This window comes from Bifidobacterium porcinum (genome assembly GCF_055378475.1).
The window spans coordinates 158,151-172,466 of sequence record NZ_AP029603.1 but is presented as its reverse complement, the minus strand read 5'-3'; the positions used below and the strand labels follow the sequence as shown (position 1 = coordinate 172,466).

12 protein-coding genes are annotated in these 14,316 nt (G+C 61.5%); 4 read left to right on the top strand and 8 right to left on the bottom strand.

The genetic code is table 11. From position 1 onward, the window contains the following. Positions 1 to 28: 28 nt before the first annotated feature. From ACZ41G_RS00650 to ACZ41G_RS00640, 3 genes are all read right to left on the bottom strand, one after another. A complete protein-coding gene (locus ACZ41G_RS00650) occupies positions 29 to 1,924 on the bottom strand; it encodes an ABC transporter ATP-binding protein (RefSeq protein WP_464145374.1) in 1,896 nt (631 codons plus the stop codon). Positions 1,925 to 1,970: 46 nt separating this feature from the next. Further along, a complete protein-coding gene (locus ACZ41G_RS00645; protein WP_464145372.1) occupies positions 1,971 to 2,603 on the bottom strand; it encodes a MarR family winged helix-turn-helix transcriptional regulator in 633 nt (210 codons plus the stop codon). A gap of 306 nt (positions 2,604 to 2,909) precedes the next feature. Continuing rightward, positions 2,910 to 3,365, bottom strand: a complete 456-nt coding sequence (locus tag ACZ41G_RS00640) for a winged helix-turn-helix transcriptional regulator (protein ID WP_464145371.1) — start codon at positions 3,363 to 3,365, stop codon at positions 2,910 to 2,912. Between the two features lie 240 nt (positions 3,366 to 3,605). On the opposite strand from ACZ41G_RS00640, the gene ACZ41G_RS00635 reads away from it, so the two are divergent. After that, on the top strand, positions 3,606 to 4,181 hold the full coding sequence (locus ACZ41G_RS00635) for an NADPH-dependent F420 reductase (RefSeq protein ID WP_464145369.1): 576 nt from the start codon (positions 3,606 to 3,608) through the stop codon (positions 4,179 to 4,181). A gap of 160 nt (positions 4,182 to 4,341) precedes the next feature. Here ACZ41G_RS00635 and ACZ41G_RS00630 read toward each other — a convergent pair whose 3' ends face one another. The 3 genes from ACZ41G_RS00630 to ACZ41G_RS00620 form a co-directional block, all read right to left on the bottom strand. After that, positions 4,342 to 5,601 carry an OFA family MFS transporter gene (locus tag ACZ41G_RS00630; RefSeq protein WP_441481810.1) on the bottom strand — a complete coding sequence of 420 codons (1,260 nt, stop codon included), beginning with the start codon at positions 5,599 to 5,601 and terminating at the stop codon, positions 4,342 to 4,344. A gap of 523 nt (positions 5,602 to 6,124) precedes the next feature. Beyond that, positions 6,125 to 7,120, bottom strand: coding sequence for an aldo/keto reductase (locus ACZ41G_RS00625; RefSeq protein WP_464146288.1), 996 nt, complete (start codon positions 7,118 to 7,120; stop codon positions 6,125 to 6,127). A gap of 267 nt (positions 7,121 to 7,387) precedes the next feature. After that, positions 7,388 to 7,861, bottom strand: coding sequence for a PhzA/PhzB family protein (locus ACZ41G_RS00620; RefSeq protein WP_464145367.1), 474 nt, complete (start codon positions 7,859 to 7,861; stop codon positions 7,388 to 7,390). Between the two features lie 521 nt (positions 7,862 to 8,382). On the opposite strand from ACZ41G_RS00620, the gene thiS reads away from it, so the two are divergent. The 3 genes from thiS (at position 8,383) to ACZ41G_RS00605 (ending at position 10,395) form a co-directional block, all read left to right on the top strand. Next, positions 8,383 to 8,577 carry a sulfur carrier protein ThiS gene (gene thiS / locus ACZ41G_RS00615; protein WP_033506561.1) on the top strand — a complete coding sequence of 65 codons (195 nt, stop codon included), beginning with the start codon at positions 8,383 to 8,385 and terminating at the stop codon, positions 8,575 to 8,577. A 111-nt stretch (positions 8,578 to 8,688) separates the two neighbouring features. After that, a complete protein-coding gene (gene thiF, locus ACZ41G_RS00610) occupies positions 8,689 to 9,402 on the top strand; it encodes a sulfur carrier protein ThiS adenylyltransferase ThiF (RefSeq protein ID WP_464145366.1) in 714 nt (237 codons plus the stop codon). Positions 9,403 to 9,492: 90 nt separating this feature from the next. Further along, on the top strand, positions 9,493 to 10,395 hold the full coding sequence (locus ACZ41G_RS00605) for a thiazole synthase (RefSeq protein ID WP_273302793.1): 903 nt from the start codon (positions 9,493 to 9,495) through the stop codon (positions 10,393 to 10,395). Between the two features lie 1,261 nt (positions 10,396 to 11,656). Here ACZ41G_RS00605 and ACZ41G_RS00600 read toward each other — a convergent pair. Together ACZ41G_RS00600 and ACZ41G_RS00595 are read right to left on the bottom strand one after the other, a co-directional pair. Further along, positions 11,657 to 13,339 carry an amino acid permease gene (locus ACZ41G_RS00600; RefSeq protein WP_464145364.1) on the bottom strand — a complete coding sequence of 561 codons (1,683 nt, stop codon included), beginning with the start codon at positions 13,337 to 13,339 and terminating at the stop codon, positions 11,657 to 11,659. A gap of 199 nt (positions 13,340 to 13,538) precedes the next feature. Beyond that, positions 13,539 to 14,309, bottom strand: coding sequence for a hypothetical protein (locus ACZ41G_RS00595; protein WP_464145362.1), 771 nt, complete (start codon positions 14,307 to 14,309; stop codon positions 13,539 to 13,541). Positions 14,310 to 14,316 lie beyond the last annotated feature (7 nt).

Here is a 14,316-nt window from a genome sequence, read left to right as displayed (position 1 = left end):
GCGCCGGTTGTGTCACGCGCCGGCGGCGTCAGGAGGCGAGTTCGGCTTCGCTCAGCTGGCTTTCGGCGATCTGGCGGTAGACTTCGCAGTCACGCAGCAGTTCCTTGTGCGTGCCTTGGCCCACGACGCGCCCTTGGTCGAGCACGATGATCCGGTCGGCGTCCATGATCGTGCCGATGCGCTGGGCGACGATGAGTTTCGTCGCGTCCCCGGCCTCGCGGGCGAGCGCCTCGCGCACATCGTGGTCGGTGCGGAAGTCAAGCGCGGAGAAGGAATCGTCGAAGACGAGGATTTCAGGGTGCCGCCATACGGCCCGCGCGATCGACAGGCGCTGTTTCTGCCCGCCGGACACGTTCGTGCCGCCCTGGGCGATCGGCGCCTCGTAGGTGCCGTCCATGCGGGTGACGAATTCATCGGCCTTCGCGACGGCCACGGCCTGGCGTACGTCTTCCATCTGCGCCTCGCTCAGCGTAGTGCCGTGCTCGGATTCCGCGAGCAGCGCCTTTTCGCGTGCACGCCCCTGCGGGGTGGAGGTGTCGGCGATCTCGACGTCCGTCATGCTCTCGCCCGCCGGCAGTACGCCGGCCTGGCTTTTGTCGCCGAACGCCACGTTCGAGGCGACGGTTCCCTTGAACATCACGGACTGCTGCGGCACATAGCCGATCTTGTCGCGTAGCGACTGCAAGGTGTAGTCCTTCACGTCCACGCCGTCGACGAGCACCTGGCCGCCGGTGGCGTCATAAAAACGCGGCACGAGGTTCACAAGCGTGGTCTTGCCGGAGCCGGTGGAGCCGATGAAGGCGACGGTCTGGCCGGACTGTGCGGTGAAGCTCACGTGTTCGAGCATGGGTTCGCGCGCATCGGGGTAGGTGAAGCTCACGTCGCGGAATTCCACACGTCCGCGCACCGGCGTGCCGTCCGCGTTCTTCGCACCCTCCGTGCGTGTGCCGTCGGTGACATGCGGCTCGGTGTCGAGCACCTCGAGGATGCGCTTGGCGGACACGTCGGCGCGAGGCCACAGCACGAACACCATGCTCATCATGAGGAAGCTCATGATGACCTGGATGGCGTAGCTGGAGAACACGACCATGTTGGAAAACAGCGTGAGCTTGTCCATGAGGCCGGCCGCGTCGATGAGGTACGCGCCGATCCAGTACACGGCGAGGGTCAGGCCGTTCATGACGGTATTCATGAGCGGCATCATGACGGACATCGCGCGGTTGGCGAACAGCTGGGTGTCGGTCAGGTCGCGGTTCGCCTTGTCGAACTTGCCTTGCTGGTAGTCCTCGGCGTTGTAGGCGCGCACCACGCGCAGGCCGGTGAGGTTCTCGCGGGCCACACGGTTGATGTTGTCGGTCAGGGCCTGCATGCTGCGGAATTTCGGCATGACCATGGCCATGATGATGGCGACGGCGCCCATGACCAGCACGAGCGACACGCCTGTCGCGGCCGTCCATTCGACACCTTTGCCGGCGATCTTGGCGATTGCCCACACGGCCATGATCGGCGACTGCACGAGCATGAGCAGGCCCATGGTGAGGAACATCTGGATCTGGGTGACATCATTGGTGGAGCGGGTGATAAGGCTCGCAGTGGAGAAGCGGTTCAGCTCCTCGGGACCGAAGGACTCCACGCGGCGGAACTGCATGGAGCGCAGCCGCTGGGTGAAGGATGCGGATACGCGCGCGGTGATGAAACCGACGGCGACGGTCGTGAGCATGGCGCCGAGCGCCACGGCGAGCATCTTGCCGCCGGCGACCCACACGTCATGCATTTCGCTGTTCGGGGTTTCCACGAGCCGGGTGATGTCGGCCATGTAATCGGGCAGCTTGAGTTGGAGCCAGACGCCGGCGACGATGAACAGCAGGCCGACGAACAGCTGGAACCATTCGGCCTTGGAGAGGTATTTGCAGATTCGTATCACAATTGGTCCTTTCGGATACGGGAACCGGTGTTGATTGTTGAACGGGTTATTCGCGTGTGGACGCGGAGGCAGGTGCGGCGGCGTCTTGATCGGCGGGCATGGCGGTGTCGGCAGCGGTGCCCGTATCGGCGAACGGGTATTCTTCCGGCCGGGCTGCCGTCAGTTTGATGTTCTCGCGGTCTTCCGCCGGCCGATATTGCAGGCCGTTGTCTTCGAAAGCCTTGGCGATCGCCGCCTCATCGGGGGCTTGGGCATCTGGGCCGCACAGGCTGGTGTAGACCATGAACTGCGCGAGCAAATCCAAGAATTCCGCGGTGCCGCGCTCCCCCATCTGCCCGAAGATCCAGCGCAGCCGTTCCTCTCTCATCTGCCGGTGGAACGCAACCAACTTGCGGCCCTCCGGGGTGATGCGCACGATAACCCGCCGACGGTTTTCCGGATCTACCGTGCGGGTCGCCCAGCCCTTTTTCTCCAGTGCCGCGAGAATCGCCGAGATACGGCCCGGGCTGTTGCGGGTCACTTCGGCAAGGTGGCCCGGCGTGCATGCGCCTTGGGTTGCCAGTTCGCGCATCACTGCCGGCTCGCCACGATGGACGCGATTCATGTGGTCCATCATGGCCGAATGGCTTCCGGACATGATGGCATGCATGCGTTCGAGCGCGTCATCTTCAAATGCCACAGCAAGCTCCTTTCCGGTTTCCTGTATCACTCCGGACTGTTTATACTCTTCATATTTTACTGTGTCAAATATTGACGATGGATAATATGCTGCGCGGGAAACCGAATCAGGTACCGCTGCGTGAGGATGAGCTCACATAGTGGCCAGACGGACAATCCGGGGCCGGAGATTTGGCCCGGGAAATGGTCATTATGCGATGATCCGCTCACGCGACGACGGCGTCAGCGGCCCGGATACGGAGAGCCGGCCGCGAAGGTGGTCGTTGTACGAGGAATTCCTCACACTACGACGCCGGCAATCATGGAATCAACTAGCCGCACCAGCGGGCGCCCCAGCCGCGCCATCCGACGATCCAGCAACATCATCCGGCGCCACCACCCCAGCCGACGCCCCAGCCGCACCGCTCCCCGCCTGCCGGGCGTTGACGATCTCATCAAGCGCGAGATAGAGGCTGTCGAACAGGTCGAGGCTCTGCCGGGCAATCTGACGTCCAGGCTCGGTCAGCACATACGTTCCGTCGGCGTCATCCTTGACAATCAACCGGTCTTCTGCGAGCGCACCCAACGTCGCGGACAGCATACGGTCGCTGATGCCATCAACCCGCTCACGAATCTGCCCGAAGCGCAACGCCCCGTCCAGCAGGGTGGCGAGCACGAGGATGCTCCAGCGGCGCGTGACGTCATTCAGCAGTTTGCGCGACGGGCACGCCGCAGCAAAAACGTTGAAACGATGCGGATTCTTCGGGTTCTCGGAGGAAGTCATGCCATCCATTGTACCGACGACACGCCGGATGCGCTAACAAAAAGTTAGTGGTAGCATCGTCTCATCACTAACAAATTGTTAGTTGCTCCGCAGCATCACACACACGGACGCGACGAACACAAGCAACAACAAGCAAGCACAAGCAAAGCGGCCGACACAGTGGACGCAAGACCACCGCGGACACACCGCAACCAGAAGCACAGCGGGCGGTACACATCCGCCGACACGAAAGGAACCACCATGGCAACCATCACGATTTTCGGCACCGGCAACATGGGCACCGCAATCAAGAGCGTCTTCGAGGACGCCGGCGCAACCGTCCAGTCGCTCGATTCGCACTTCGAGAACCCGACCATCGAGGGCGACATCGTCGTGCTCGCCGTCCCCTACCCGGCCCTCGCATCCATCGCCGAGCAGTACGGCGACCAGCTGGAAGGCAAGACCGTCGTCGATATCACCAACCCGCTGGACTTCTCCACCTTCGATTCGCTCGTCGTGCCGGCCGACAGCTCCGCAGCCGCCGAATTGCAGGCCAAACTCCCCAAGTCGCACGTGCTCAAGGCGTTCAACACCGTGTTCGCCGCGAACATCGCCTCCAAGAAGACCGGCGACGCCCAGTCCACCGTGCTGGTCGCCGGTGATGACGATGCCGCCAAGGCCGCGTTCATCGACCTGGTGAAGGCGGGCGGTCTCGACGCCATCGACGCGGGCGCCCTGAAGCGTGCGCGCGAGCTTGAAGCCTTCGGATTCCTGCAGCTGGCCCTCGCCGTGCAGAAGAAGATCAGCTTCACCGCCGGTTTCGCGGTGTACCGCTGACGTCGCTTGTGGTTTTCGCAGCCCAGATAACGCGCGGAAATCGCGTCACATATTCGGCAGGCCGTCTGCATCCCGCAAAGTACGGGGTACAGACGGCCTGTCAGTTGTTACCGGGCGAGCGCCGACGACCGCGAGCGGCCACCGGCGCCAGTTCGGACATTCACGCCGCGACGTTCACGACATCGCGCTCATCCGCGGACTTGCGATCACGCATGACCAGCAGGATTGCCACCAATGCGACCGCGTATAACACGGCGAGCACCGGAATCAGGCCAGCGTAGCGGTGCGATTGGTCGGCGGCATGCGTGACCACGAAGGACGCCAGCTGATTGCCGGACAATCCGGCGAACGCCCATGCGCTCAGCGCGAGCCCGTGCACGGTCGAAACCGAAGACATGCCGAAATGCTGCTCCAACAGCACCGGCAGCGTGGAGAAACCGCCGCCGTAGCCCGCGTTGACCAGGAACAGCATCACGAGAATCATCCACAACGTGCCGTTGTCGATCGAATGGAACACCACCTGCAGCAGGCAGACGACGACCGACATCACGAAAATCACCACGTAGCTGGTTTCTCGGCGACGGCAGTGGTCGGACAGCGTGGAGAAGCCCAGTCGGCCGACCGCGTTGAACACCGCGTCAACCGCCAGCACCGTGCTGATTACGCCGGCGGTCGCAGTCGCAAACGCAGCAGCATCAAGCCCGGCGAAGCGCGGCATCACCGCAAGCGCATCATGCAGAATGTCCTTTTCCTGCGAAATCAGCGCGAGGCCGCACGTGATATTGAGATAGAAGGCAAGCCAGATCGCCCAGAACACGGGTCGACGCATCACCGCGCGACGCCTGACACGCGCGGCGGCGGAGTACACGTAGCCCGCGGGGCGGCGAATCAGCAGGAATCCGGCGAACATCATGATCGCGTACACCACGGCAAGCACGTAGAACATGTTCACAAGACCGACGGAGGCGATGAGCCAGGTCATCACCGGGCTGGCGATTGCCTTGGCGAGGCCGAAGCCAGCGACCGCGATGCCCGTGGCCAGGCCTTTGTTGTCGGAGAACCACAACATGAGGTTCTTGACCGGCGTGAGATAGCCGACGCCCAGACCGACGCCCATAATCGCGCCATAGCAGATGAACACGCCGGGGAGCCAACCGGCGGCGATACTTGCGCCCGTGCCGGCGAATCCGGCGACAAAGCAGACCAGGCTGATCAGCGCGGAGCGGCGGATGTCCTTTTCCACGACCGGCCCCAAGAACGCGGCGGACATGCCGAGGAAGAAGATCGCGAGCGAGAAGCCCCATTCGATGGTGCTCGGCGCGACGTGCATCTGGTCGGCGATGAGCTGTTTGAACACGCTCCAGCAGTAGACCGTGCCGATGGAGATGTGGATGAGCAGCGCGGGGACGACCGCGCGCATCCAACGATTGTCAAGGCGACTCGGGGTGCGGGCCGCCGGATTTGGCGCGACGGGTGCAGCGCCGGACGGACGGGTGGATGATGGTGAAATCGGCTGGGTGGTGGTTGCCATAACTTCCTCTCCGCAGCGAGTGCAGAGATGTTCGGTTAACACCTCCGCATCCCTGCCCGCACGACTGTATCAGGCTTTTTCCGCGGGCGCAGGAATGTGAGTGGCGTCACATGCGAACAATCAAAATGTTCGTTTCCGTGATGATTTCCGGGCTGATTGTGCGGTGCTGCGCGGTTCCGACGAGCGATGATGTTCAGTTGCGATTGAGAGCGGCGTTTCCGGCAAACCGGCGGCCGGCAGGCAGAACATCCTGATTTATACGGACTTATACACCGCTATACGGCGCTATACATTCCTATAGCTATACACTGCATACTTTTCTATACTCGTGGCAAATATGGCAGAAACACACCCATCAGTAAAGTCGCAGCATTCCCGCAGATTACGCACAACCGTGACTAGCGAACCAGCATCACATTCCAGCAGCCATCGTCTGCCGGCGGGCGGCGACGGAAGCGTTGAGGAGGGCGAGGTCGTCCGAGGTGAGTTCGAGCCACGTGGCGGCGAAGGAATCGTGGATTTCCTGCGGATTGCGAGCGCTGGGGATGGTGAACAGACGCGGGTATTGCGCCAGCTCCCAGGCGAGCGTCACCCGCTGGTGGGAGACACCGAGTTTCGCGGCGACCTCGCGGAACTGGTCGTAGGCATGCTGATCGACCGGATCGAGGAAGCCACCGAGCGGACTCCAGCACACGAACGCCAACCCCAACTGTTCGCAGTATTCCAACGTATGTTCCGGGTCGGGGTGTGACGGCGAGAACTGATTTTGCACGGCGATCAGCTTGTCGCCAAGTATGCCCCGCGCGATATCAATCTGCTCGCGGTTCACGCGCGAGATTCCGGCATATCTGATGACGCCCGCATCCAGCAAATCGCGCAGCGCTCCGACCTGGTCGGCGTACGGCACCGCCGGGTCCGGACCGTGCGAATACAACAAATCAAGTGCCTCTACCCCGAGATGCGCCGCCGATTCCTTCGCGTCGCGAATCATGGTCTCCGGCCGTGAATCCGCCATCCAGCCATAACGGCTGCCTGCGGCCTGCAAATGCTGGCGGGCCGGTTCGACGGCGTTCTTCGCGTCGGGTGTTTCACGGGAAACACCGGCCGCGGAAGTCCCGGAAGCCCCGGTATCCCCGCCGGCCGCAACCGCCTCGCAGGTTCGCCGATACCCGGTTTTCGTGGCGACCAGAACGCGTTCACGAGGGCCATCCCACGAGGCGAGCGCGTCACGCACCAATCGCTCACCATAGCCGAGATCCTCCGGCTCACCGGTTCCCGGGCGACTGGGCAGATAGTACGACCACGCCGTGTCCAGATATCGGACACCTTCGTCAAGCGCCGCATGAATCGTCTCAATGGCGGTCTCACGATCCGGACGCCCCTCAATCGCGAGCGCCATCGTCCCCATGCCGATGCGCGGGATATCAAAGCCCGCGAGTCGTCCGTCGCGTACGCTGCGCAGATCACGGCCGACATTCGCGTCACGTTCACCCTTCACGTTACGCACGCCGTTCACCGCACTCAAATCGCCAGTATCGCCTAGAACGCTCCGATTATCCATCTCGCCCATTCGTCTCACCTCGCCGTTCTTCCGCTGTTTCCGCGCCGCCTCCAAGCGACGCCTCCAGACGCCGCCCGTCGCTGCGACACGCCGCCGCCGTACGTTCCGCCCCGCTCAGTCGCTCGGGAAATCACCGAGTTCAATCGTCGGGGTCTGCATGCCCAGCGCCCGCATCTCGACTATCGGATTCATGAACTCGCGTTCGCGGTAGATCAGCCCGTCTCGCATTTCGAACGAATAAATGAAATGATTGCGGTAGAACACCGGGTCATGGCCAGGCAGATTGATATTGCCCTCGCCATCGCACTCGGCCCACACACGGTCGGGATCATCCGTTGTCCAAATAGTGATATTGCTCCATGTCCAATCGGGGAAATGCTCGGATGACCACACGTCGTATTTCGCGATATTCTCGCGTCCTTGGGCGAAAACCGGCTCGCCGGAATCCGATGTCCACAATCCGGAAATCCCGTCTTCGCAGAACAGTTTATGCCGGTGCAGCAGCGCATCGCCGTGTCCGGAATGCAGGTATTTGTCCACCATCGCACGATTGTGTTCGCGGCGTTCTTGTCCATCATCGAAACTCATATCACCACTGTCACCACGACGTCGGACAATCCGTCAACCTCCAAGCGTGCGGCCACGCCGCCCACCGGTCCGCGCTTGTCCGGGGGCGTTGCCTAGGATGGCCTCACAACCGAACGGGAGCCCGCAAGGGCTGAGAGGAAGCTACGACTTCGACCGTCAACTTGATGCGGGTAATGCCGCCGTAAGTATGCGATTGTTCGTTCCGTGATTCCCCTTGGCGTTTGCCCAATCCCCGATGATTCGACCGACGGTCGGACGGCGTGCATACGCTTCCTTCCCCGTCGCAAGTGCGGCGCCATCATCATCGTGCCGAACACGAATCAGACGGATCCTGTTCGTGAAACAACCGAATAACAGAACAAGCATGACCGGGTCATGAAGGAGCGCACCGCCCAATAGGTACGATTTCTTCCACTGACCCGTTTTTGTTTGTCCTGCCACGCTCGACTGGCAGCAGGTGACACATGGTCGCCGCCTCACCGGCAACCAGCATGGGCGGACAGCACGACGGGAGGATTATCATGATCGTCAACGGACAGCGCGAGACGCTGGAGGCGCCAATCAGTGTCACAGAGCTCATCGAAGAACGCGGGCTTCGCCCCGAACGCGTGGCCGTCGAGCTCAACGGCGACATCGTGCCACGCAACAAACGCAGCGAAGTCATGCTGCACGACGGCGACACCGTCGAAATCGTCGCTTTCGTGCAGGGCGGCTGAGCCCAGCCTGCGGCGGTAGGCCCGCCACACAGCGGCCTTGGCATTATTCACCGAGAAATCAATACACTTCACCAATCACTGTTATATCTATTTCAACCACCAGAGCACACTATGACATGCACACTCTCAGCGACCCCCGAACAGACCGCCGCACGACAGCAGGCCTTCGACAGCCTGCCCGACCCGACCACACTCGTCAGCCGCGAGGAGATCCGTGCGGCCCTGCTCGACCGGCACACCGCCGCCACGCAAGACAAGCTCGACGCCGCGCATGTGGCGATTTGTGGACTCGGCGGGCTCGGATCGACCATCGCCGTCGCGCTGACGCGCATCGGGGTCGGACACCTGCACCTCATTGATTTCGACCGCGTCGACATGACCAACCTCAACCGTCAGCAGTACTTCCTCAAGGATCTCGGCCAGTACAAAACCGAGGCGCTGCAGGCGAACCTCAAGCAGATCAACCCATTCACCGACATCACCATCGACACTGTGAAAGTCACCGATGAGAACGTGCCGACCCTGTTCGAGCATGAGGACATCATCTGCGAGGCGTTCGACGTGCCGGAAAACAAGACCATGCTCGTCAACGCGGTGCTCGAAAATCTGCCGGACAAGAAACTCGTGTCCGCCAGCGGCATGGCGGGCTACCGCAGCTCGAACCTCGTACACACCAAGCGGGTGTTCAGGAACTTCTACTTCTGCGGCGATGGGGAGACCGCACCCAAGCCGGGAGCCGGGCTGATGGCGCCGCGCGTCGGCGTGGTCGCCTGTCATGAAGCCAACATGATCACGCGGCTGATCCTCGGCGAAGAGGACGCATAATCGCGGCCTGTACGCGTGCCTGCCGGTTCGTCACAAACGGCACACCGGCGGGCACGCATACGCCACCAACTCAGACACAGGAGCACACTCATGAGTACTACAACCGACAACGCAACAGCGCAAAACAACGCCGAACCCAGTCTCGACGAACTGGTCGGCACCGCGACCAACACCGCGATCCTGCCCGAGCCGGACGCACACGCCTACGATTCCATCGCCACCGGCGAATCCGACCCGCTGATCCTCAGCGGGCATAAGTTCACCAGCCGCTTCATCTTGGGGTCCGGCCGGTACGACCTGAACCTCATCAAGGCGACCATCGAGAACGCAGGCACCCAGATCGTCACCATGGCGTTGCGCCGCTGCCGCACCACCGACAACAACCTGCTCGACTACATTCCCAAGGGCATCACAATGCTGCCGAACACATCCGGCGCGCGCAACGCAAAAGACGCGGTACGCATCGCCCGGCTCGCCCGCGAAGTATGCCAGACGGATTTCGTGAAAATCGAAATCGAACATGAGACGAAATACCTGCTGCCGGACAACCGAGAAACCATCAAAGCCACGGAAATCCTCGCCAATGAAGGATTCGTCGTCATGCCGTACATGTTCCCCGACCCCATTGCCGCACGGCAACTCGAGGAGGCGGGCGCCGCGTGCGTCATGCCGCTCGGTTCGCTGATCGGCTCGAACAAAGGGCTGCGGATGCGTGATTTCATCGAAGTGATCATCGCCAACGCGCACGTGCCGGTGATTATCGACGCCGGAATCGGCCGGCCGAGTCAGGCGGCCGAAGCGATGGAGATGGGCGCGGACGCGGTGATGGCGTACACGGCCATCGCGAGCGCCGGCAACATCCCGCTCATGGCGAGGGCGTTCAAGCATGCGATTGAGGCGGGACGCGAGGCGTACCTGTCCGGGCTGGGCACGGTGACCGAAGGCCATGCCGTACCGTCAAGCCCGACGAATGCGGCGGATTACCTGCACTGAGTGTTGTGCTCAGACATGTGGCGGTTGCAGTCACTCAGCGCCGATTGCCAGCCACCGCCGCATGCTCTATGCCGTCCTCTTCCGGGTTGGAGTTGTGTTCACAGTGGCATCGCGCACTGGATGCCGCTCCTGCTTTCATCCGGGTTGGAGCCGAGTTTTCGGCGGACAATCGCACAACATAACATGCGTATCAGAGGGCACACTGGGCCAAGACAACAGAAGCACAGCGGGACAAGCCGGCAGTACACTTGCCCGGCACAGCACACGTCAAGGCATTGCACCCCGATTTGCGTCTATCTGCGTTATGTGTAGTACCTCGCGGAGGCTATCTCGCTTATCTGTGTTCGTCGGTACCCGATACCCCGAGTAGCGCCGTTGGAATTCCGCGGTCCATACATGCGATATCGGGCATTCACGAACACAGATAACGCAGATACAACTCGGGAAGTACTACAGATAGACGAGATACACGCTTCCGGTACTACAGATAGACCAGATACTCACGCGGGCATCTGCCAACCGCGGACACCTGCCAACTGCGGGCGCATTGTATGCAAATCGTGGATTAGGGTTTATGCAAATCATGGGTTAGATCTTATGCAAATCGTGGGTTAAGGTTAACGCAGACCGCCAGCTTGGACCGCCGACCACGTAAATTCCGCTCGACACAGCCGGCAAGTCGCAGTACGGTTTCTCATCGATTGCCGATTCACAGCAGCAAGAACAGACCGGCTGACAGACGTCAGCAGACAAGAAATTCCCGCACGAAGAATACGCGGCCGACGCCATCGGGCCACATGCCCGACTGAACTCACATGGACTGCGGGAGAACGTCCACCAACCTGCCGTCAGAAGAACAACTCCCGGTTATTCGTGGGAGATTACCACGAATATGCGAATCCGATGATGTTCTCCCCAATAGCGGTGTCGGGGCAAATTCAAGAACCGCGGAATTCCAACATTCTCATTTGGGAGATATTGCCCAGAAGCGCGCAATGTTCACAAACTCCCGGATTCGAGTGGGAGAACATCGGCGAATCGCAATATCTGCAACTTCTTCCGGGAGAACACCGCCCAAAGAACCGGACCGGCCTGAACTCCCAAATTCCAACGGAAAACATCATTCATTCAGCCGTCCGGTCAACCCAAATCAGCCCACCGGCACCGCCCACAAGCCGCACCGCCTACCGCAACGCCTCCTCCTGTGAGAGTGAGGTGGGCTGGCCGTATTGCAGACGCCCGCAGGCCGCGCCGCGATGGCCTACTGCAGCGCCTGCTCAAGGTCGCGGTTCTGGTAGCGTTCGTGCAGCAGGCAGTACCCGCCGAACACCAGCAGCCACACCAATCCGGCGACGGCCGGGCCGCGCGTGTCCGCAGCGAGGAACAGCGTCACGTACACGAACACGAAGAACGCAATCGCGAGCGCATCGGTGAACCGGTAGGCGGGCATCAGGAAGCCGTCGGCGATGAAGTCCGGCGAGCGACGATACCGTTCGTGCGCGATCATCGTGAGGATGTAGATGAAGATGATCACCGCGCTGGAGGCACTGGCGAACAGCACGAACGCACTGGACATCTTCGGGAACGCGTTGATGATCGGCGACAGGAGAATCAGCGCGGCGGATACGAGAATCGCGCGGGCCGGCACACGGCGGCTTGAGACGACACCAAGCTTGCTGAGCTGCGGCGACGGCGAGTCCACGGCGAGCTGGTACAGGTGGCGTCCCGCCGAGTAGAGCAGCGAGTTGAGCGCGCTGGACGCGGCGGTGATGACAACGAAGAACACCAGCGCGGCAGCCCAGTCGAGGCCCGCGTAGCGGAACACCATGATGAACGGCGAGGCGAAGGAGCCGTCGGCGTTGGGCTTGAAGCTGCGCCACGGCACGATAACCATGATCGCCAGCAGCGCGCCCACGTAGAAGATAAGCACGCGCATGATGATCTCGTTGATCGCCTTCGGCAGCACTTTACGCGGGTTCTGGGTTTCGGAGACGGTGACGCCGACAAATTCAATCATTTCGTAGGCGAAGAACACCATCTGAAAGCTCATGAGGAAGGCCAGCCAGCCGTTGGGCGCGAAGGAGAAGCCGTTCCACAGGTTGTCGAAGCCGGCGTGCCCGGCGGGGCTGACGCCGTCAGATCCGGCGATATGGACGGCAGGGTAATGGTAGCCGATAACCACCATGACGATGGCTGTGACAATCATCGCGACGATCAACGTGATCTTGATCATCGAGAACCAGAATTCCGCTTCGCCAAACGCTTTGACGGCAATCAGGTTGATGGTGGTAAGAGATGCGAGGAAACACAACTCAATCAGCCATTTCCACGCACCCAGCTCGATACCGAAAGTGCGGAAGAACGTGACGAAATACGTGCTGACCGCTGTGATTTCGGTCATGCCGATGAGCACGAGGACGATCCAATACGACCAGCCGGCGAATTTGCCCCAGCCGCGGCCGAGATACCGGTCGATGAAGTTGATGAAGGTGTGCTGGCTGGGATCGCGATACATCATTTCGCCGATGGCGCGCATCAGCAGGAACATAATCGCGCCGACCGCGATATACACGAGGATGATGCTTGGGCCGGTGAGCGCGATGGATTTGCCGGAACCGAGGAACAGGCCGGTGCCGATCGTGCCACCGATGGCGATGAATTGCACGTGGCGGTTGGTCAGGCCGCGTTCCATCTGATTGTTTTTATCGAGACTTTCGACGGATGCGGCGGTTGCGCACCCTGGCGCGGCCCCTGGACGCCTTGGTGCGGCGGATGTGCCGGATGTCTTGGACGAGGCGGAAGAAACGGACGAGACGGATGTGGAACGGGAGGCGTCACGGGATTCGGCGGCAGGCGTCGCGCTCGGCGTTGTGCTCGGCGTGACGCCGGACGTGGCACCGGGCGTCTGACCGCCCGTGATATCGGGATGTTCAGAAAAAGTCATAATGTTCCCTACCCTACTCCTGTCCAACGGCAACCGTACGCGCGACGATGCGCAACGATGCGCAACGGCGAATAATCACATATACAACGGCAAGCGCGCCATCATGCAGCGTGATGAGGGAGGGGAGGTCGTGAGTCAGCCGGAGAGCGGGACGATCGGATGGTCCGGATGGGGCAGTCGGACGGGTTGATCAGTCGGATCAGATCAGTGTTTCGACCAGTTCACGAATGACTCGGGCGAGGGATTCCTGGCGTTTCGCCGCCTTTTTGAGATTGTCTTCGGCATCAGCCACGCGCGCGGAGGGCGGGATGCTCGCCGCCTTTGCATAACGCTCGGCGGCATCTTGCTGCGCATGCGTCGCCTTGCGTAGCGTGGCGGTGAGGCCGTACAGCAACTGTGCTTGCAGGAGTCCTTCCTGTAAGTCCGCAGAAGGCTGCGAGTTCACAGAACGCTCTGAGCTCACAACTCGCTGCGTGTGCGTCGCAGCGGCGGTATCTATGGCGGCGGCATCCGCGGTGTGGGTATCCGCGGTATCGCCTGCCGTGGGGCTGTCCGCGTCATGATTGTCATCTGCGCCCGGCGTGTGGTGAACCGTCACGGGAACGACCCCCACGGTATTGGCGGCGGCCATCGCCGCGCGGGAGGCGGCGGCCTTGGCGGCGGCGGAATTGTCGGGGTCGAGCGCCTGCATCATGTCATCGGTGCCGGTTTGAATCACGCGCCCCGCCAGTTGCAGCGGCACGCGCATCAGGTCTATCTGCGCTTCGGAGGGAATCTTCGACGGCGCGTGGAAGTCGCGGCACATCGTGGCGTATCCGCGCGCAAACTGGTCGGCCTGCTCATTGAATTTGTCGCCCGCGTGTCCCTTGACCCAGACGAAGTCGATCGGGCCTTCGCGTTCTTCCATCTCCATGTGGATGGCGCGGATCACCGAAAGGAAGTATGGCGCGGGATTGCCGTTGTCCTTCAACCAACCG

Bases quoted from the DNA above. Each gene is read 5' to 3' on its own strand.
- ACZ41G_RS00640 (WP_464145371.1), bottom strand. From the start codon at position 3,365: ATGACTTCCTCCGAGAACCCGAAGAATCCGCATCGTTTCAACGTTTTT.
- ACZ41G_RS00635 (WP_464145369.1), top strand. From the start codon at position 3,606: ATGGCAACCATCACGATTTTCGGCACCGGCAACATGGGCACCGCAATC.
- ACZ41G_RS00630 (WP_441481810.1), bottom strand. From the start codon at position 5,601: ATGCGCGCGGTCGTCCCCGCGCTGCTCATCCACATCTCCATCGGCACG.
- ACZ41G_RS00625 (WP_464146288.1), bottom strand. From the start codon at position 7,120: ATGGGGACGATGGCGCTCGCGATTGAGGGGCGTCCGGATCGTGAGACC.
- ACZ41G_RS00620 (WP_464145367.1), bottom strand. From the start codon at position 7,861: ATGAGTTTCGATGATGGACAAGAACGCCGCGAACACAATCGTGCGATG.
- thiS (WP_033506561.1), top strand. From the start codon at position 8,383: ATGATCGTCAACGGACAGCGCGAGACGCTGGAGGCGCCAATCAGTGTC.
- thiF (WP_464145366.1), top strand. From the start codon at position 8,689: ATGACATGCACACTCTCAGCGACCCCCGAACAGACCGCCGCACGACAG.
- ACZ41G_RS00605 (WP_273302793.1), top strand. From the start codon at position 9,493: ATGAGTACTACAACCGACAACGCAACAGCGCAAAACAACGCCGAACCC.
- ACZ41G_RS00600 (WP_464145364.1), bottom strand. From the start codon at position 13,339: ATGACTTTTTCTGAACATCCCGATATCACGGGCGGTCAGACGCCCGGT.